This is a genomic window from Chryseolinea sp. T2 (genome assembly GCF_037203685.1).
In the GTDB taxonomy this organism is placed as follows: domain Bacteria; phylum Bacteroidota; class Bacteroidia; order Cytophagales; family Cyclobacteriaceae; genus Chryseolinea.
In genome coordinates, this window is sequence record NZ_JBBCAU010000001.1 from 199068 (window position 1) to 219325 (window position 20258).

A 20258-nucleotide genomic window follows, 5' to 3' on the forward strand; every position below is an offset into this window, starting at 1 on the left:
CTGCCGTTGTTACTTTAAACAGATCTCCTCATGCCGAAATTTCTTGCCTCCGTATGTTTGGTAGTCGTATTGTTGGGCGGCTGCAACGGACAACCATCAATTCCACAGGACGTAAAAAGCAACATTATAGTGAGAGTCGACAAAGGCATCACGCCTTCAATTGTCGTTGGCTACATTGATGGTGATAGCACATATTATTATTCATACGGAGTAAAATCTGTAGAAACCAAAGAGCCTGTAAACGAGTACTCTGTTTATGAGATCGGTTCAATATCCAAGACGTTCACAGCAATACTACTGGCAAACATGGCCGTCAAGGGACAGGCGAAGCTGAATGATCCAGTACAGAACTACCTCCCTCCTGGTGTGACCGCTCCAACCAGGAATGGCACGGTGATCAGACTGGTTAATCTGAGCAACCACACCTCCTCACTACCAAGAATGCCAGACAACTTTCCCTCTGCGAATCCTGCAAATCCATTCGCCGACTATTCTGAAAAGATGGTCTACGAATTTCTGAATAGCTATCAGTTAACCCGTGATGTTAACACGCAATATGAGTACTCCAACTATGCCGCCGGGCTCCTGGGACTTGTGCTCTCTACAAGGAATGGAAAGAGCTATGAAGATTTTATGACGGATGTCATCGCAAGACCGTTAGGTATGGAGAACACGGCGATTTCCTTAACGCCCAATATGACGAAGAATCTGGCCATAGGCCATCAGGACGAGAAGCCTGTATCCAACTGGGACATTATTAGTCTGGCGGGGGCCGGAGGAATTCGCTCGACAACGGTCGACATGATTACATATGTCCGAGCGAACATGGGCATAACTAAAAGCGAACTTTATCCGGCCATGGAGTTGACTCACAAGAATACCAGAGGTAACGATGCTAACCCTTTGGTTGGATTGGGATGGCACATTACCAAATCTGATGCAGGCGAGATCGTTTGGCACAACGGGGGGACTGGAGGCTATCGCACTTTCGCGGGATTCATTAAGAACGGTAGCAAAGGCGCAGTAGTAATGACAAATTCTGTTGTAAGCATTGATGACATCGGCATGCATCTTTTAAATCCGAAGGCTCCACTTGTCGACCCGGATCCTCCAAAGATTGAGGAGGTCGAAGTAAGCACGAAGATTCTTGAGACTTATGTTGGCAAGTATGAGCTGATGAAAGACTTCGTCCTAACTGTGACGCTGGAGGGCAATCAACTCAACGTGCAGGCAACGGCCCAACCAAAGTTCCCAGTATTTGCCAAGTCTGAAAACGTTTTCTTCTATAAAGTTGTACAAGCACAGCTCACCTTCAACAAGAATTCAAAAGGAGAGATTGAAAGCGTCACGTTGTTCCAAAATGGTCAGCAGGTGAACGGCAAGAGAATGAAGGAATAGGGTATATATCACCAAAGACACTTACTGTTCGGCCATCGGATTGTAGAGATACTTTTGTTCTACATAGTCGTACAAAGTGAGTTGCCTCAATCGGAAATACTCCATCCAGAACGACTTCAATGCGTCAACGTAGCTGCGACGTGCGTCGTCCTTTTCATTTAAGGCAATCGACAAATTGGTGATGTCTATTTTGCCAATGAGATAACGGTTTTGGGCAACGTTGTAACGTTCGAACGCCACCTGGTCTGCTTTCCTCGTAATCTCGATTTTCAGTTTCAGGGTTTCAAACAAACGTACCTGGGTAACTACTTCCTGATCAAATGTTATTTGCTGCCTCTCAACATCGAAATCTGTCAGGCGCTTTTGAGCATCGGCCGTTCCCATTGTGGCCTTTCTCCGTCCCCAATCCACAACGGGGATGCTGAACGTAAATGCAACGTATTGTTGTCGTGCCTGCTCGTTGTATAATTCGTTGAACTCTCCGCCTACGCTATTGAGACCAAATCCGCCATCCAAACTTACGGCGTAACGCGATCCGCGTGCTCTCGCCACTTCTGCATTTGCTTCGCTCTTCCTGCGTTCGAAAGCGATATAGTCCGATCGTGTTTCCCTCGCATGTTGCAAAGCCAGTTCCTCGCTCACGACTACATTCGGCGTTTCCTGAGGCATGACTAGCTGAAATGCTTCTTCGCTTTGCAAACCAATGTAGGAACGAAGGCGCAACGAAGATCCCTGCAGATCGAGCTTTGCCTGCGCCACATCCTGCCTTGAACGGAGTAACTGTAGTTCGACCTGGAGCAACTTATCCTGCGATGTTGTACCAATGTTATATCGCCCGTTCTCGATCTTGTATATCGTATCGTTGTTGGCGAGGTTGTATTGGGCTATCTCAAGATTGACCTGCGCCTTAAGTACCTCAAAGAACTGATCGACGGCCTGCGATGCAACACCCTGCATTTGTTCCGCATACTCGCGCTTCGACTCCTCGTATTTGATAGGTTCAATGCGCTTGTCCCACTTCAGACGGTTGAATGCGAAAATCGGCTGAGAGAGCCTTACACTAAACACCTGGCCATTCCATTGCTGATAACTCTCTTTAATATCTCTGAAATAACTATATGTAGAATTCAGTGATATCGTGCCACCTGTCCAGCCGATGGGTTGTTCCAGGCCAATATTGATTCCTGGATTTAACTGGTTGACCTGCAGATATTGAATCGATCCGTCCGGTTGACGAATCGGACTGTAACTGTTATTATACAGCGCTCCGGCGTTCGTACTGCTGGATAACCGTATTTGCGGGTTGTAGTTACTCCTGAATGTCCTGTAATTCCAGTAGCTCACCTCCCGGTTTGTTTCAACGTATTTGGCATACACAGACTGCGCCTGTGATCGGGCAATTACGTCCTGGATGGTGAATGTATTCTGTGCTCCAACTCTCAGGCTAAGCGCAACCAGAAAAATCAGCAACGTCCTTTTCATGGGATAAACGTTTATTCAATAGTTATTCTATGATTTAAAATCATTGAGTTCTCCTATAGTCTGCAGGTTCAGGCGTTTGGGAGTTAACCTGGCTTCACTCTGTTGCCAGAACCGGGATCGGAACGACAATGTTATTCATACCGTAACGAGGTAATCGGATCCTGACTTGCAGCGCGTCGTGCGGGGGCAATTCCGAAAATAAGTCCAACGGTGGCGGCCACTCCAAATGACAGCAGTATCGATGGCAGCGTGATGATCGTTGGAATATTGCCAAAATGTGAAACCAGGAATGCCAGCGTGACGCCCAGCAAGACTCCAAGCACTCCGCCGCTGATGCTGATCATAATGGCTTCAAACAAAAACTGCTGCACAACGTCAGACTTCTTCGCCCCTATCGACAAACGCAATCCTATCTCTTTGATCCGCTCCAGTACTGACGCCAGCATAATGTTCATGATACCAATACCACCTACCAGTAAAGAGATTCCTGCAATCGCGCCGAGCACATAGTTGAAAATGTCGTTGGTACGCTGCTGCTGCTTCAGCAGTAACTCAGGGATTTCTATCTCATAATCGATGACCCCGTAATGCTTGCGCTCAAGCAACCGCGAAACAATCTCCGCAGTGGTTGTAAGCATTTCAGTAGATGCGACCTGAATAACGAGGCGATCAAGCTGATGATAGTTTTTGCGTTCAGCCTCCTGTTCAGGCGAAACATTATTATTGTCAAAGATCATCCCCTGACTCCGCATCGTGGCCAACCGAAGTTGTTCACCCGTAATCCTGTCGCGATCGCGATAGCGAATGAGCATGGTACGCAACGGCACATAAATGTCCATGTTAAAATCACGGATGCCCAGTTTACTAATGCTGGAGGATGACACCAGACGTTCATTCAAAACCCCAACGATGGTAAGCCAATGCGGGCCGACCTTGATGTTTTTACCAATGGGATCCTCCACCGAAAAGAATCTTGTTTTGATAGCATGCCCAATCACACAAACGCCGGACCCCAGGCGCTGCTGCTCGGCACTAAACGGAAGGCCGTCGCCAATTTCAAAATTATAGAGATCGAAATATGACGATTCAACACCGACCAGCTTTGCTGACCTTCGTGTGCCTCCGCGAATTACATAAGTATCCAGAATGATTTCAGGGCTAATGCTTTGTATTCCCGGAATGATATCTTCGATGCTGCGCACATCGTGAATCGTAAGTCCCGGAGAGAATTTTTTCTTGTCCTTCTTTCCAACGTCCTCCTCAAGCTTTTCTTCCTTTTGCTCGACGATTGGTTTGATGACGATATTATTTACTCCAACCAGTTTGATCTGATCGAGGATCTCGCGTTGCGCGCCATTCCCAATGGCCAGCATGGCAATTACTGCCGCTACTCCAAAGATGATTCCAAGAGCAGTAAGCAGAGAGCGCACTTTGTTTGCTACGACGGCGTCAACAGCAATTGAAAAGTTGGCCAGTACCCGTGGTGAAATGTAAGCCATCAGTTATTTGATAAGCTTGCCGTGGGAGTATTTTGTGCTGGTGCAGGCTGTGCCTCATCTGTCTTCTTCTTGCGCTTGCCATCCATCTCCTTTAACAGCGATATGGTTGCATCTTCCATTCCCGGCGGAACAGAAAGATAGACCTCATCGTTTTCGGCCAATCCTGTGACAACGATGATGTCATTGTTGTTGGCATCGCCAAGAACTACCTCCTGCTTGGAGGCCTTCATGCCATTCCTTTTGTATACGTATGTAACAGAGTCGGCATGATTGTGCAGCGATTCAAGCGGAACGTAAAGCGCGTCGTCTACAGACTTAGCGATGATCTTGTTGCTTGTGGTCATTGATGGTCTCAGTGTTGCATCTGTTCCATCGATCTCGACTGCAACTTCAAAAACCTTGGAGTCGGAGTTAGGTCGTTGTTCTCCAACGTTCGCTACGCGGGCAACTACTCCGGTGAGCTTTTTGTCGGGGTATGCATCCAGTCCAAGTTGAACCTTCTGCCCAGCCTGCACCTTACGTACATCCACCTCATTCACATAGGTCTTCGACATCATCTTGGTGAGATCAGGCAATGTTGCTACGGTTGGATCCCACATGTTGATCTGTGAGCCGGCCTTGATTGGCTTGCCGTCCCATCCTTTTGTATAAATAACCATTCCAGGCTCCGGAGCGTTGATTGTAAACGCTGCCATCACGGTGGTCATGTTATTGAACTCATCCTGCACTTTCCGGAAAACAGCAGATTGCTCGCGCATCTTTTCAGAGTTCTGCCGTTGTTTGATCTTGTAGTTTTCACGGGCCTGTTCGTATTCGCGATTGGCCTTCTCTACATCAATCTGTGCCTGTTTGATCGTTGCCGGCGGTTCGTACTTTGATTGCTCAAGCACAATCCGTTTCTCTTCGACGGCATATTTGAGATTGACCAGTTGATCACGTGCTTCGCGGAGCACGAGCGTTGTATCCAGCTGCGTCTGAATGAACTTTGCATTCTCTTTCTCCAGCTCTATCTGTTTGGCGCTGTATTTGGTTTGAAATGTTGACGGATCCAGCGATGCTACCCAGTCACCCTTTTTCACAACGGTTCCTTCATCAACAATGTTCTGAATGACGACCTGCCAGATTTCAAATTCCCGAAGGCGTGTCGGGCCAAGAATCTTCACTGAGTTCTTTGCCTCCAGTTCTCCGGTCGTTTCGATTTCGACCTTGAAGTTGCCGCGCTTTACGGGCATTACGATTTCGTTGGTGCCGGAACTTGCTTTCTGCCGCACCAGAAAGAATACCAATAGCAGTGTGACGAGCACACCGGCTCCTATGAGGGATTTCTTTTTCATAACCTTCAACATTATTTGGGGCAGGACACATTCGGGTTGGTCCTGTTTTTTATCAATATCTGCTATCCTTAACTACCTGTACGCCCTTCGTTGCCCCTGCACATATCGGCCTGATGCCTTCACAACGGTAGTTTTGATCAATCAACACCAGCCTAATCGCGCTGGAATGTAATACCTTAATTTAAGAAGCAGGTTACATCCTTCACTGCGTTAACGCAAATTCTTTACCAATCGTATGAAGATGATGACAAACTGCCAATAGTTTTTAAAGCTAAGCCTTTATTCCCCGCCGGATGTAAAGAAGATGTAAAATGATAACTTATTTAACACGCGGTCGAAGTTCTGGACGATCGGTTGACTGGGCCAATCTCAGCAGCCGAGGTCCTTACGATCTGCCCCGGAGCAAATAGTATCGTTGTACTATCCGTTTCTGAACACCTATTGTAGTAAAACGAAACGCACGGATTCAGGACAACCTGGTTTTAACGCTCTTTCCTGCTCTTTAACCTTAGATTCCCACTTGCTGTGTCGTGTCCTCGGATCAGGAGCAATATATTTAGTGACATCGCCGTTATCTGTTCGCTATCAAATAAACCATTGTTGGCCATGATGAAACATTTCCTTCCTCTTTGTATTACCTGTGCTATTGCTCTTTCGTGTTCAGATGAGGAGAAAGAATACGCGCAAGTCCCGTTTGAAGCGGAGTATGTCCCTGTTGCTTATACTTTAGGATCGGATAAAACCGAGCACCCGGTTGAAGATTGTGCAAATAACATAGGCGATTTTTCGAATGACCTTAACGAGTTGATATCTGGCAACCTTTTGATAGGTCGGATTGATTGTTCCGACTGTCCAGGATACAAAGGGCAATACACCTGGGTGTCACGATGCGTCCAGAATTATCAGTATGCCGGAACATGGAGTACGATCGACCGGGGTACAACAATGGTGTTCGGTCCGGAGTCCTTACCCGACTCAACCATACAGTTCAATGCCATTACCTCCTTAAGTGGCTGGAGGCTTCGTTATGACATTGGAGAAGAATACGTCACTATACGATACACTGCTAAAAGAAACTAATCGGGGTACCGATTCAAAGTCAACTTTTTTGAATGAAGGAAAGAGTTCCGGTTTCCTTACTGATTAAGGATATTTTTTCCGGCTCTTTCTAATTGCCACAATCGACTCATCATTTGTTTATCTTAGCAAATCATGGCCAAGATTGTCACCACTTCCCTCGCGTTGCTTGTTATTTTCTTTTCTTCCTCGTGCAATGGTCCCAGCAAAGATTCCACTGAAGGCATAGCCGAACCTGCGATCGACCCAACCATACAATATACTGTTAGTCGCACCGTGCAATCCGGCGCGTTCATTTATGCGGGCAGTTGTGAATCATGTCATGGAAAAGATCTTCGCGGAACTGAGGGAGGTCCTTCATTGATTGGCGAGGTCTTCGTTGATAAATGGAAAGACAAACATTTGGACTCCTTGTTTGAACTCACGCGAACAACAATGCCGAAGAGCAGTCCAAACAGTTTAAGTGAAAAATCTTATGCATCTCTGCTTGCCTACATTCTGGATGCCAATGGCTATTCTGCAAGAACGATTTCCGGGCTAGACAATCACGATAGTTCCAGATCAATGGCCATCGGGTTGCCGGTATTTGAACCGAAGGACCGGGCACAGCTTATTCCGGCTACTTCCGGTATTCAATCTATTGAGGGAGACTGGCGACAGCATCGCAGTGATTATGCGAGTACGAACTATTCGCCGCTGGATCAGATCAACAAAAGCAATGTGAAGGATCTCAAAGTTGTATGGCGATGGAAGACGGATAACTTCGGACCGCGACCCGAGTATTATTTCAAGTCGACGCCGATCATGGCGAATGGTGTTTTGTTCACGACTGCGGGACGCAGCAGATCGGTAGCTGCCATTGACTGTGTGACTGGTGAAACATTGTGGATGTTCAGATTGGATGAGAAAGAACGGCTGCCCTATGTGCCGCGTCAGAATTCCGGAAGAGGCGTTGCGTATTGGACTGCACCGCGAACGAAAACTGATCGCGTCGTCTTCATCACTCCGGGCTTTCAGCTTGTAGCTCTGGATGCCAGGTCGGGGCAACCTGTTGAGGATTTCGGTAGCCAGGGCATTATCGATCTTAAGAAAACTCTTGGATATAACGCTGACGCTACGATCGGTTCAACTTCGCCGCCGATCATAGTAAACGACGTTATCGTAGTTGGTTCGTGCTTTCCCGTGGGCCTCGCTCCCAAGTCTAAAAGTCAGGTACGGGGCGACATTATGGGCTTCGACGCCTCGACGCGAAAACACCTTTGGACTTTCCACACCATTCCGCAGCAAGGCGAGGAAGGCAACGAGACATGGAAGCAGGATAGCTGGAAGTATACCGGCAATACAGGTGCGTGGGCGCCGCTTACGGCCGATCCGTCGTTGGGCTATGTTTATCTCCCGATAGAAGCAGCAACTGGAGATTTCTTTGGCGGCAGTCGCCCAGGCAATAACTTGTTTTCTCAAAGTCTTGTGTGCGTAGATGTTAAAACCGGAAAGAAGGTCTGGCATTATCAATTGGTACATCATGACATTTGGGATTACGATTTGGCTGCGCCACCAATTCTAGCTGATATTAAAGTGGGAGAGAAAGCAATTAAGGCAGTAGTTCAGGTCACCAAGCAAGCCTTCGCTTTTGTTTTTGATCGCGTTACCGGTGAACCAGTATGGCCAATCGAAGAACGGCCGGTTCCGAAAAGCAGTGTCGAAAGTGAATGGACTTCCCCCACGCAACCCATCCCTACACGCCCGGCGCCATTTGACCGGCAAGGTTACTCAGACGATATCGTAGTCGACTACACGCCACAAATAAAGAAGGAAGCATTAAGGATCGCTTCACATTATTCAAAGGGTCCGATCTATACGCCAGTAGCTGTGGAGGATTCAACGAAAACTCTGGGCACATTGATCCTCCCCGACGCGGTCGGTGGCGCAAACTGGCAGGGCGGTGTTCTCGATCCGGAAACGGGAGTGCTTTATGTTTCGTCCAGCACGGTGTTAAGGCCAATGGTCTTGAGAAAATCCGCTGCTCCATCCGACATGGAGTACATTGCTATAATGGGTGCGGCGAACATCGGCCCATATGGATTGCCACTGGTTAAACCTCCGTATGGAAGAATTACTGCGATCGACCTCAATACAGGCGATCATAAATGGATGGTCGCAAATGCCGATACGCCACAGTGGATAAAGGATCTGCCTGCACTGAAAGGAGTGAACATTCCGCGGACCGGAACACCGGATCGTGTCGGCATGCTGCTCACAAAGACATTGCTCTTTGCAGGCGAAGGCTCGGGGCTGTACGGCACTGATGGCGGTGGCGGAAACAAATTCCATGCATACGATAAGACAACCGGGGAGATCATTTCAACGCTTGAACTACCGGCAAATCAGGCAGGCATACCGATGACGTATTCGGTGAACGGGAAACAATACATCATAATTGCTGTAGGTGCTGATGACCACGCCGGAGAACTCATTGCATTATCACTTTGAGGTGATGCCGGCGGCTTTCGCGACTTATCGAAAATGTAACTTCAATCGAATTGCTTTACTTATCGCCTAGCGCTTTGTACAGACTTTGTGAAATTAACTGGATGGGCACACCGATACCATAAGTTTTCCCCTGACGTACGCGAAGCTTTCTGATCAACGGAAACATCGGTGCAAGCTGTGTTTCAATTAATGTACTGTCAGGAATACTAAACGCTCCGAAGCTATTTGATACAACACGATGCTTCAAATCCAATACTGGAGAGCCGCTCGTGCCGGCCATTTGAATCAACGTATCACATTGCAATTCATATATGATCAGGCTGTCAGTGGCGTAGATGATTATGCCGGGTGTAAGCAATGAATAATGATCCCGTACTTTCAATTTTGAAAAAAGAATAACTGAGTCACCCACATTGGCTGCAGTTTCCGACGGCCGAAGGTAAGGCAACTCCCGCTGGTCGTCCGGTAACTGATAAGCTGCCAAATCAATCTGCATGGTCATTGCATTCGGAACCGGAATGTTGTCGCCAAGTCCGGTTTGCAATCTATCATCATGAATACTCCAAAGCCATGCATGAGAGAGTTTACCGGTTAGTTCATTCCATCGATAAAATTCATCGCCTCTTCCCTTCACTGCCACAACGTGATGCGCTGTGAGCAGCATTGGAGGTATCGTATCGTGCAGTTTAAAAGTAAAGAAAGTATTCAGCAGCGGGCCCGAACTCTTGCTGAAGCCCATCTTGAAGTTGGTCCCGTACAGATCGCTGTTGCTGGTATCTTCAGGTGATCGCTCTGGTGAGGTACAGGACGTCAGCAATGCACAGATAATATTAATTCCGAGGGCAATAATTGAAAGTCGTTTCATTATTCGGCTCACGAAATGAACAATTAGAATTTCGATTCAATGAAGCAATGCACCGCAGGAAAGTTTACACGCCTGGTGCTACGTTGTCTCTTCGTGATCCTTAATCTCCTCGATAGTCTTCTTGCCGCCTGCCTCAAAGAAGACAGCGTAGGGCCGCCATTCGGGACTGCTGTTTAGTAACGCTTGAAGTATGCCGAGTAATGGAATGAACAAGACCATTCCCGAGAATCCCCAGATCATTCCACCTACCACAACTGCCGTGAATACCATCATGGCGTTCATCTCCATTTTATCACCGATAAGTTTAGGACGCAGAAAATTCTCCTGTATAATATTTGACAACCAAAGCGACAATCCGACAAACAGCACCGCTGAGCCTGTATCTTTAGTGATCCACACAAACATTAATACGACAACAAACGCGGTCAGATTGCCTATATACGGAATAAGATTTAGCAGCGCGATGAATACGGCAAAGAAGAAGGCATAATTAATTCCAAACGCAAACAGGATAAGAAAACTCATCACCGTTGAAACACCGGTAAGGATAAGGGTACCAAGCAAATAGTTTTGAATAGAGAATTCGGCGCGGGTAAAAAACAATTCCATATCTCTCTTTCTTTCGCCGCTGTATCTCTTTTCCACAAAGGCAGTCAGCAGCCCGCGGTAGTTCAGTATAAAAAACAAATACATCGGAATTAGTGTCAGCGTAACCACATTCTCGCCTATACCGACAATTTGCTTGGCGAACCAATTGACGATGCCGCGTAGCCCTTCCGTATTGTGAGCATTTGCTGTGTCGACAAGTTTAACTCCCATGATGCTTTCAAAATGCATCTGTAACTGATCCACAGCCGAGCGGATCTTCTCAAATAAAACAGGTTCATTCCTCATAATCCGGATTGCCTCATAAATGAGGAAAAACAGCACGAGGCCGCTCACGATAACAAATACAAGTGTTGCAATGATCGCGGCTACCGAACGGGAAACTTTCTTCTCCAACAAGATTGCAAACGGCATCATCACGTAAGAGAAGAGAAATGCCCACACAAATGGAATCAATAGTTGGCCGCCGGCCAGCATGGCCATTACCAATAGTGTTGCAAATAATAAAAAGATTGTTGGGGCAAATAGGCGATGCTCCGTCTGCATGAAGGTGTTTGTTTACTCTGAAGATAGGCAAAAACAACGGCCTATAAACTTCTGCTGGAAAAATTGAACAGGAAGCCGAACCAGCGGGAGCGCTTGCGTGTGCGTTCTTCGCCATACTCATAGGCACTTCCATATCCGTAAGGATACAGACTCCTGATCATACCACGAGGCCGAACGCCATTAAAAACGATATTGAGGTTCTTTAACGTCGTCACTTTCCCATTTAATCGGAACGGCTCAAGCGCTGTTTTAGGAGTGTTCCCGTGACGCATGACAAACAAAGTGACATCACAAAACGGTGAGATCACATAACCATCAATAACAGGATTGACGGGCGGCGTATCAATGACGATGAAGTCAAATGTAGAACGAAGTTTCTGCAGCAACCCACTCAAGTCGGAATCCATCAATATAGTCGTTGCATTTTCACGTCTCTTGCCGGCCGAAAGGAGATAAAGGTTGTGAACTGCGGTAGGTCGTATTGTTTCCTGCAATGACGCCGCGCCGAGCAGGACATCGGCTGCGCCAGCCGTGGTTGCAATGTTATATAGTGAAGATAACCTTGGATTTCTGAAGTCCAGATCAAGCAACAATACCTTCTTGTCTGAGGCGGTTATACTAATGGCAAAATTGGCACTGACAAAAGTCTTCCCTTCGCCCGCATTGGATGAAGTCACCATTACGACACTCTTCCCGTGCGTGCCATACAACTGAATGGCTGCACGCATCTGCATAAACTGGTCTGTGAGCTGAGGTTTTCTGAAGTTGTCGACAACGACATAATCCTTCATCTGAGAATCGGATATCTCCGCAGCTATTGGAATGCTTGTCACGTCTTCAATTTCGGTTCGGAATAGTATGGTGCTGCCCAGCTGTTCCTTCCATGTGACCCAGCCAACAGACAGCAATAATGCCAACGCTACAGCACTTGCATAAGCTATTGATGGTTGTGGCGCAACGGGATCTACGGATGACTGAGCACGATCAAGTACGCGGACGTCATGAACTTCCTCTTGATACGTTTTGATTAGCGCCTCCAAAATTGACTCGCCACGATATTGATCAGTGTCGCGATAGACGATTGATACCACCCCAGTATTATCTTCTTCACGCAGAATTTTAAGTTGGTCGATCAGATCATCTGTAACTTCACGGAAGTCCTGAAAGGAAACATAAAAATCTCCGGATCGCGACTCGTGTGAAAGTGTATTCTTCACAAACCGAATCTCGCCGTAATACGAACGGATCCAGGAATCGAGTCTGTATTGCTTTCCGTCAAACAGTACAGTCTGCTCACGCGCCTGGTAACCGAGCGGTACCTGCTTATGTGTTTTTATCCGGTCCACATTTCGGACCTGCACAACGATGGGCGCAGATGCAAATGCAGGCCGGTCACGCAACAGTCCTTCATCGTATACCTGTGACGTTAAATTAAGTTCACGAATAATATCCTCGACAAGCGAACGCGAGGTCAGGACCTCCAGTTTGGCCCGTTCATCAAGAGATTTTGAAATTGTATCCTTTGAAATCTGATGCTGAGCTGTGGCCGAAATATTTCGCTCACTCAGAAGAAGCTTCGCCCTAATCTCATAGACAGGATCAGTGATATACAAATAGGACCACGCGCCAAATAGTGCCAGTAGAGTTAACGACGCAAACAGCGGCCAATACGGGAAGTACCGGAAAAGCACCCGATGCAAAAAGCTGGCTCTATGTGCGTTCTTGCTTTTCATCCTTGGTTAACGAGTCTCACTTTTATGCAGACCAGACATACCTGACACCAAAAGTCATACAACAACGGCAACCGTTCAGCCGGGGCTAAGACACTTACGCTATGCGGGTCCGATATCCCTCAACTAAAGTTAGTAAAATACGTGCTTGACAATTCAAGCAAAGTCTATTTAAGTTCAAACTGCCGCCGTCTTTAAGGCTTATCAATAACTGCTCTACTATCCGAAGTCTTGTTTGTTGAATTTTTCTACACTTTTCTTGCCAAGTCAACGTTCCGCAGGTGGACATTGAACGGTATAGCTGTCCGAATATGGAGGATGACCGGCGACTGTCGAGGGGAGCTTCGCTGGTAGTTGTCAATGTTATAATATGGGTGTACTACTTTAAACATTGATGCCATGAAAAAAGTTACAATTCTGTACGTACTCCTCGTCCTGGTAATGATTTCAATGGGTGCATCGTCAGTTGCCCAAACAACGACTGGCATGTATGCGCAAATGCAATCGGGTCACAAGCGATTCGTGTTCCAGATGGTGCCCGACAAAACCTACGAAAAGGTAGTTGCTTATGTCAGTTTCTATGGAAAAGACAACAAGCGAATCGCACAAAAGGCCTATAGTATTACTGACGAGAAAGAGAAGTACGTGAGGAAAGGGATGTGCGCCACGCGCACTTTCAAACTCTCATTTGACGGTGATGTTGCCCGTGTAAAGATAGATCACGTCAATGAAGGAGAAATTTTGAAGGATGAAAACGGAGACAACTCTGGCAAGAAGATCTCACTTCCAATCGCGAAAGCTCCGCTCGAGCCAATCGACAAGTAAGTGTCGGAACCATCCGCTGGAAGCTAAATTCCACTTGCCGGTGCAACGCAGTGGCTATTGCACAACGCTGTGCTGGTGTGCCAATTTTCCACAATAACGCAACGTAATCGGGAAACAAACTCCCCGACCGGGCAAGGCTGCAAACCAATGTCAGCGACAGAAGCTTGCCCCAACGGCCTTGCCTTACAAACAGTACAATAATGTTGCCGCGCGGAAACAACGCCAAGATCTATCGCATTACTATTACCGCCTCATAGTCCGTTAATCGGGGGACGGTGAATTGCAGCGTGCCATCGGACCAGGTGAATTCGATCGGCCTATCAGTAGTCATCGTTCGGATTGATGACGGCTTAAAATCAGTTCTGAGTCGAAACGAAATGTCCTCAACGGTAAGCGGCTCAAAATAGGTATTGCTGTAGCCTGTCAGATTAACAAGGTGGACAATCACACCATCAGAATCCGACCACTGCAGGTGCTGCGGTATGTTCGTGGTGAACTCCTGTGTTATCACTTCCACACGGGACGGCGCATTCGTGATTATCGAACTTGAAATGCTTACGTCCAAGACGTCGATCACATCAAGCAAGATATTCTTGTATTGCTGATACCCGAGTACGTAGTACAACCGGCCGAGGTTTGCAGGGATCAACACTGCACTTGCAGATCCGTTCTTCTTCAGGCCCAATAGGTGATGCTTTGTGCGGGCATGTCCACCAATAATCTCCGGCGGACCAGGTCTGCCCGGCGTGTAAATCGGCAATAATGTGTCGGCCTCAGGGAAAGAGTACAGCCCGAGATTGAACTTCCATGAGATGAGTTTCTGACCGCGAAGTCTCTTGAAGGCATTATTCCTTTCGGGTGATACATAAAATCCTGCGCCATCGTGATCAACTTCAATGGCTTTTGCTCCAAATATTCTGAACAAAGCATCGCCGTTGTCTGAAAACGTGCGGTTTGTTGCGATCAGGTGAGTGCCCTTTCGTTGCAACGACTCGAGTGTAGCGATTGCCGCAGAATCGAGCCGCAGGATATCCGGAAGTATAAGCACTTTGTACCTTTGAAGTGCATCACCCAATATCGGCAATTGAGTATCTTCTATAAGGTCGTGCTGGATATGCGACTCTTTTAACATCAGCTGGATTCCTCTGTACTCCTGTGCAGACTCACCGGAAGGCCACGATCCCGGCGAAACAACGGCGACTTGCGCTGTCGAGCGGTACCTGCCATAATATTGCTCGAACTTCATGTGGTGTGCATAGACCTGCCGTAGCACATCATAATTACGCTCGTCCTCGTAGTTTCTGAAGTCGCCCATCATGCTCATATCGAGTCCCGAACCATTCGCGATATTCTCGTAGAGTCTGATTCTCACTTCGGCCGGCTCAACAGCATTGTATCGCGATTGAAATGATATCTGCTGGATGCTCGCGTTGCTAACGATATGATGAGGAAAGGAAGTAAGCGTATTGTTGACGTTGTCGGAGGCGTTATAAGGCCAGTAGGGTAACGAGTTCGTTTGTGACTCGTGACGAACTATATCGACATATTTTTCTGAGTAGGTACATATCGCGATCTGAGGGTTCTTCTTCTTTACAACATCATGGAGTCGATGCATCAGTTCCTCGGTTGTGAATTCTTTAAACTCAACGTAGCGTTTAAAGATCGGGTCGGAGAAATCTTCCTTAACCGGAAGCTTAAGGCCGCTAAACTTTTGGAAGCGTTCCCTGTCATACACATTCTGGTCGATGCCATGATACTTTCCAACATAAGGATTGCGTACCTGATATCCGGGCATGTTAATGAAAATACCGTCGACTGGATATTTGTCGATCACTTCCTCTACAATTTTGAACATTACATTCTGTTCATAAGGAGCATTGATCGACACCACATACATGTCGTCGTTGATGATGCGTTCGCCATCAGGAGAAATGTAGAACCAGTCGGGATGTTTCTCAAAGATTGAGCGGTGAGCGCGACTGAAATCAAAGCGTACAATAACTTTTATCCCTGCCTCATGACATTTCCTGACGACATCTCCCAGCATTGCTGGTTGCATATATGGATTAACATAGTGGTCCTCAAGTTCCGTTGGATAAAAGGCCATGATACCACCTGCATTTATGATCAGGACATTGGCAGAATAATCCTTCAGGTCATCAACGAGCGAGTCGGGATTTAAGGTCGCTTCATAAGCGGGAAGGTTCGTCTGGATGACGCGAAGATTATTCGCCTTCCACCAGGCGATCGAATCGGGCCAGTTCACCGGTCCTGTCCGAAGCAAGTTGTTCTTTTGCTCACGGCAGGATGCGAAAGCTATTAGTACGATACAAAGAAATGAGAATCTCATCAGGATAGCGTCGAAGCAATAATTTATAACGATTTTGCTTCGTGCCAAACGACGTCAATGATGGTCGGCAGTGTGGCGATTCAGAAGTTTACGTTCGAGTGCGTTGAGAGCTATGATGACCAGGCCGCCACATAGGCCAAGCATCATTATGTTTCGCTGCCAGCCGGAAAGAGCAACCGTAAAGCCGGAAATGGCCACGGCAATCACACCTCCCAGGATAAGGAACACGACTCCAGCTATCAGCCACGCATGCTCTCTAAATGCACTCCGTTTCCTGGACAGCGTAATCTTTGCTATTACAGCGTCTTCAATTCCCGACTTCCTGACTACAGGTTTCTCACTTAGAATGCGGAGTACCGTTTGATAAGCTATGAAGTCACGGTCATTGGATGAAGCCGAACTTTCCTCCGCCATTCTTTGCAGTTCATCATCCGGGATTGTATCCATCAGCATTACTTTAATGTTCGACCGTTATTCTGTTCACTTCATCTATTTGCCTCGGGTTCCGCCCGGCAATGAGGCCCTGTGACCTTGTTTCAAATATACTTCTTCACATACTCCTTCAACATTGCGCGCGCCCGAAACAAATAGCTTTTTACCGTACCCTCCGGCAATTCCATGATCGTTCCAATCTCCGCATACGACATCTCTTCAATATGATAGAGGTTGATGATCATCTTATATTGTAAAGGCAGTCGCTCAATCAACTTCTTTACGTGATCGTTCAGATCACTTTCGCTCATGGCCGTCTCCGGCGTTTGCGTCTCAACGAACACCGCGGTCGAATCATCCGTTGGCAATTCCAGCATCGCACTTCTCTTTCCCCGCAAATGATTCAGTGCATGCCGGTAAGCAATCGTGGCAATCCAGGTCGATAACTTTGATTGAAAGGCAAACGTTCCAAGACTGTTATACACTTTCAGAAACACATCCTGGCAAAGTTCCTCGCGCTCCACCTCATTGGCTACGACCCGACCCACCATGTGCTGGACCAGCCGTTCATGCTGCCGGATAAGTACCCTTAAAGCATGCATATCCCCATCCTGAATTCTGCGCACCAGGGCCCTGTCGTCAACCATGAGTAGCGTTAGACACCCTTAAGTTGGCAGATGTTTCAACAAAGTGAAAGAAAATTGTTCCGGATATCTCAACCCCGCGCCGGAGGTCCGTACGTCGCCTTTCTTTAAAAGTTTTTTAAAACTTTTGAAACACCCGCGCCTGTAGTTGTGTCATACGGCCAAACAGAAAAATTTCACACACATCAAATAAAGTATTATGCGATTCACGGAAGTTTTAATGCCCATATCGATCATCGGAAGTTTCGGACTCACCATCTACTTCTTCACAAAAGTATTTACCGACTACGTCCTTAAGAAAAAGATGATAGAGAAAGGGTTCGTCAACGAAGATACCCAGGCGATCTTCAAGAAGCATACCGCTGCCGCCAATCAATATAGCCCGCTGAAGTGGGGGTTACTGGCGCTGTCGGGAGGCATCGGCCTTATTCTTATTGACTATATGTCCGTCGACATGGATTCCACTCTGCCATTTGGCATACTGTCGGTATCATTGTCCGTCGGCTTCCTCGTTTATTATTTCATTGTAAAGCAGCACCTCCAAAAATAGCCCGCCATGTTGTTCAATTATATTCTGGTGGCTATACGCAATATCCGCCGCCACAGGTTCTTTTCTGCGATCAACATTCTGGGCCTTTCGGTGAGCATGGCGGTTTGTATGGCAGTGATCATGCTCGTTGCTGATCAACTCATGTATGACCGGTTCAATACGAATGGCAAAAGCATCTATCGTGTCACCAGCCGCCCCGTTACGTCGGCGGGAACACCAACTGGTGGAATGGACAATGCTACAACGCCATTAGCACTCCGCGATGAGTTGATGAACAACTACACCGGCGTGAGCAATGCTGTGAGATTAAAACGCGGCTTCGGTAATCATTGGATGGAAATTGAAGGTCGCGATATTAACATTCCGGTTTCCGGCTACTATGCGGATCCTGAGGTATTGCAGTTCTTTCAATATGAACTTGAAGAAGGCGATGCATCAACAGCTCTAAAAGAACCTTTCACAGTAGTGCTTACGCGCGAGGCGGCCGATCGGATGTTTGAAGAGGAAAATCCTGTGGGGCTTACGCTGAAAGTTGATAAGGACCTCTACAAAGTAACCGGGATATTGAAAAAGACAAATCGTAAGTCGCACATCGTGTTTGATGGTCTTGCAAGTATGGCTACCGTTAAGAGCATGCAGGCCGCAGGTCGTGGGGCCAACGAACTCGATAACTGGTTTAACTACTGGGAAGGATGGACATACATAATGACTGATGAAAGTGAACCGGTTCAGAACATAACGGAACATCTCAATCGCATTTACGAAAAACGGATTGCTATCAATAAGGATCCAGAGCAATACCGGGCGAAGTTTCAGCTGCAACCACTTTTCGAAATTACGCCAGGTGCATTCATCAACAATCCCATTGGTCCGAGCATGCCCTGGATCATCGTAGGATTTCTTTCGGGACTTGCAGTGATTATAATGCTGACATCGTGCTTTAATTTTACGAACCTATCCATTGCAAGGGCTCTAAGCCGCGCAAGAGAGATCGGCGTTCGAAAAGTCAATGGAGCAAGCCGCAGAAACATTGTACTTCAATTTCTTTCGGAGTCGGTAATCGTGTCGCTCTTTGCATTGCTTATAGGTTTGCTAGGCGTATGGATGATCAAGCCCTTTCTCCTGCAATTGAACTTTGCCCGTCTCTTTCATTGGGACATGGAAGCTAATGGTGCAGTATATCTGGCGTGTTTGATCTTTGCCATAACGGTTGGCCTGATCGCAGGCATTGTACCGGCAATGATGTTGTCGGGATTCCAGCCAGTGAAGGTGTTAAAGAAACTTCATGATGTACGACTGTTCTCACGACTCACCTTGCGTAAAGGGATAATCGTGGCTCAATTTGCCCTGTCGCTGATATTCATCCTTACTGTAATTGTCCTGCATAACCAGCTGGATCTTTTCCTTGGAAAGGATCATGGTTTCAATCACGACAATAACATTGTGGTGCGTCTCAATGGCGCTGCCTATGACCCCTTCAAGAGCGCACTGTCACAATATTCAAACATTGAAAGTATTGCAGCCGCTTCTCACCTGCCGGCTACGGGTGAAAGTCGTGGAAGTGGATTCTCCAATGAGGCAACCGGAAAGGATTGGGTGACGCTCCTGTACTTCAGCGTCGATGAGGGCTATGCGGATAATCTCTCGCTGCCACTGGTTGTTGGTCGATACTTTGATGCAACTAATCCTAAATCAAATTCCGATAAGATAGTCATCAACGAGGAAGCACTGAAACCGCTTCACTATGCATCGGCATCAGAAGCCCTTGGTCAGCAAATCATGTTTCAGGAGGACTCAACCAGGAAGACAATAATTGGCGTATTGAAAAACTATAATCATCAGATACTGCTAATGAACATCAGTCCTATGGCCCTGCTGTATCGTCCCGAAAACTTTGATCTCGTACACGTAAAATACTCGGGTGATAAGAGTGCAGCGATGAATTCGATCTCGGCCGCCTGGAAAGCCGCACATCCCGATTTCAAGATGGATGCGGGCACCATGAATGAAAAGATGGAAGTATTTTACGAAACTACTCTCGGTGACCTGGTGCGCGTTGTTAGCGCCATTGCTGCACTTGCTGTGTTCATCTCCTGTATGGGACTGATGGGGATGGCAACCTATTCTACTGAAATCAGAACTAAAGAAATATCGATACGAAAAGTGCTAGGGTCCAGTGACGCGCAAATTATCCGGCTGCTGTCGGGGAATTTTATGAAGCTGATTATGCTGTCATTACTAATTGGTACGCCGCTGGCCTGGCTGCTGAACAATCAATGGCTTCAGATGCTGGCGTACAGGACGACCGTAGATGTCCGCGTAATTGTTCTTTCGAGCAGTTTGCTGTTAGTGCTCGGGCTGATCACAATTGGATCACAAACCATTCGCGCAGCGTTTATGAATCCCGTTGATAATCTAAGGAATGAGTAA

At 47.1% G+C, this 20258-nt stretch carries 15 protein-coding genes; 6 read left to right on the plus strand and 9 right to left on the minus strand.

The genetic code is table 11. The annotated features are described in order from the left end of the window. The first annotated feature begins 30 nt into the window (after positions 1-30). Entirely contained in the window at positions 31-1398 is a 1368-nt protein-coding gene (locus tag WBG78_RS00825) for a serine hydrolase (protein WP_337324459.1), read from the plus strand. Between the two features lie 21 nt (positions 1399-1419). Here WBG78_RS00825 and WBG78_RS00830 read toward each other — a convergent pair whose 3' ends face one another. The 3 genes from WBG78_RS00830 to WBG78_RS00840 form a co-directional block, all read right to left on the minus strand. Continuing rightward, a complete protein-coding gene (locus WBG78_RS00830; RefSeq protein ID WP_337324460.1) occupies positions 1420-2880 on the minus strand; it encodes a TolC family protein in 1461 nt (486 codons plus the stop codon). Positions 2881-3011: 131 nt separating this feature from the next. Further along, positions 3012-4379 carry an ABC transporter permease gene (locus WBG78_RS00835; protein WP_337324461.1) on the minus strand — a complete coding sequence of 456 codons (1368 nt, stop codon included), beginning with the start codon at positions 4377-4379 and terminating at the stop codon, positions 3012-3014. Further along, the gene (locus tag WBG78_RS00840; RefSeq protein WP_337324462.1) at positions 4379-5713 is read right to left on the minus strand and encodes an efflux RND transporter periplasmic adaptor subunit; all 1335 of its coding nucleotides are present in this window, start codon (positions 5711-5713) and stop codon (positions 4379-4381) included. Before WBG78_RS00840 ends, WBG78_RS00835 begins: the two co-directional genes overlap by 1 nt. Positions 5714-6319: 606 nt before the next feature. Here WBG78_RS00840 and WBG78_RS00845 point away from each other — a divergent pair. Then, on the plus strand, positions 6320-6793 hold the full coding sequence (locus WBG78_RS00845) for a hypothetical protein (RefSeq protein ID WP_337324463.1): 474 nt from the start codon (positions 6320-6322) through the stop codon (positions 6791-6793). 132 nt (positions 6794-6925) lie between these two features. Continuing rightward, on the plus strand, positions 6926-9280 hold the full coding sequence (locus tag WBG78_RS00850) for an outer membrane protein assembly factor BamB family protein (protein ID WP_337324464.1): 2355 nt from the start codon (positions 6926-6928) through the stop codon (positions 9278-9280). A gap of 55 nt (positions 9281-9335) precedes the next feature. On the opposite strand, the gene WBG78_RS00855 is transcribed toward WBG78_RS00850, so the two are convergent. From WBG78_RS00855 to WBG78_RS00865, 3 genes are all read right to left on the minus strand, one after another. Further along, positions 9336-10145, minus strand: coding sequence for a S1 family peptidase (locus tag WBG78_RS00855; RefSeq protein WP_337324465.1), 810 nt, complete (start codon positions 10143-10145; stop codon positions 9336-9338). Positions 10146-10223: 78 nt separating this feature from the next. Continuing rightward, positions 10224-11297, minus strand: coding sequence for an AI-2E family transporter (locus tag WBG78_RS00860; protein WP_337324466.1), 1074 nt, complete (start codon positions 11295-11297; stop codon positions 10224-10226). Between the two features lie 41 nt (positions 11298-11338). Next, positions 11339-13030 carry a polysaccharide biosynthesis tyrosine autokinase gene (locus WBG78_RS00865; protein WP_337324467.1) on the minus strand — a complete coding sequence of 564 codons (1692 nt, stop codon included), beginning with the start codon at positions 13028-13030 and terminating at the stop codon, positions 11339-11341. 396 nt (positions 13031-13426) lie between these two features. Here WBG78_RS00865 and WBG78_RS00870 point away from each other — a divergent pair, with 396 nt between their 5' ends. Beyond that, complete coding sequence (locus WBG78_RS00870) at positions 13427-13852, plus strand: hypothetical protein (RefSeq protein ID WP_337324468.1); 426 nt, start codon at positions 13427-13429, stop codon at positions 13850-13852. 229 nt (positions 13853-14081) lie between these two features. Here WBG78_RS00870 and WBG78_RS00875 read toward each other — a convergent pair whose 3' ends face one another. The 3 genes from WBG78_RS00875 to WBG78_RS00885 all read right to left on the minus strand — a co-directional run bounded on the left by WBG78_RS00875 (position 14082) and on the right by WBG78_RS00885 (position 17281). Beyond that, positions 14082-16202 carry an alpha-amylase family protein gene (locus WBG78_RS00875; protein WP_337324469.1) on the minus strand — a complete coding sequence of 707 codons (2121 nt, stop codon included), beginning with the start codon at positions 16200-16202 and terminating at the stop codon, positions 14082-14084. Between the two features lie 54 nt (positions 16203-16256). After that, positions 16257-16649 carry a hypothetical protein gene (locus WBG78_RS00880; protein ID WP_337324470.1) on the minus strand — a complete coding sequence of 131 codons (393 nt, stop codon included), beginning with the start codon at positions 16647-16649 and terminating at the stop codon, positions 16257-16259. A gap of 89 nt (positions 16650-16738) precedes the next feature. After that, positions 16739-17281 (minus strand): RNA polymerase sigma factor, encoded by a 543-nt coding sequence (locus tag WBG78_RS00885; protein ID WP_337324471.1) that lies wholly within the window; start codon positions 17279-17281, stop codon positions 16739-16741. 196 nt (positions 17282-17477) lie between these two features. Here WBG78_RS00885 and WBG78_RS00890 point away from each other — a divergent pair, with 196 nt between their 5' ends. Both WBG78_RS00890 and WBG78_RS00895 read left to right on the plus strand, forming a co-directional pair. Then, entirely contained in the window at positions 17478-17828 is a 351-nt protein-coding gene (locus tag WBG78_RS00890) for a DUF6249 domain-containing protein (protein ID WP_337324472.1), read from the plus strand. Between the two features lie 6 nt (positions 17829-17834). Continuing rightward, positions 17835-20258, plus strand: coding sequence for an ABC transporter permease (locus tag WBG78_RS00895; RefSeq protein ID WP_337324473.1), 2424 nt, complete (start codon positions 17835-17837; stop codon positions 20256-20258).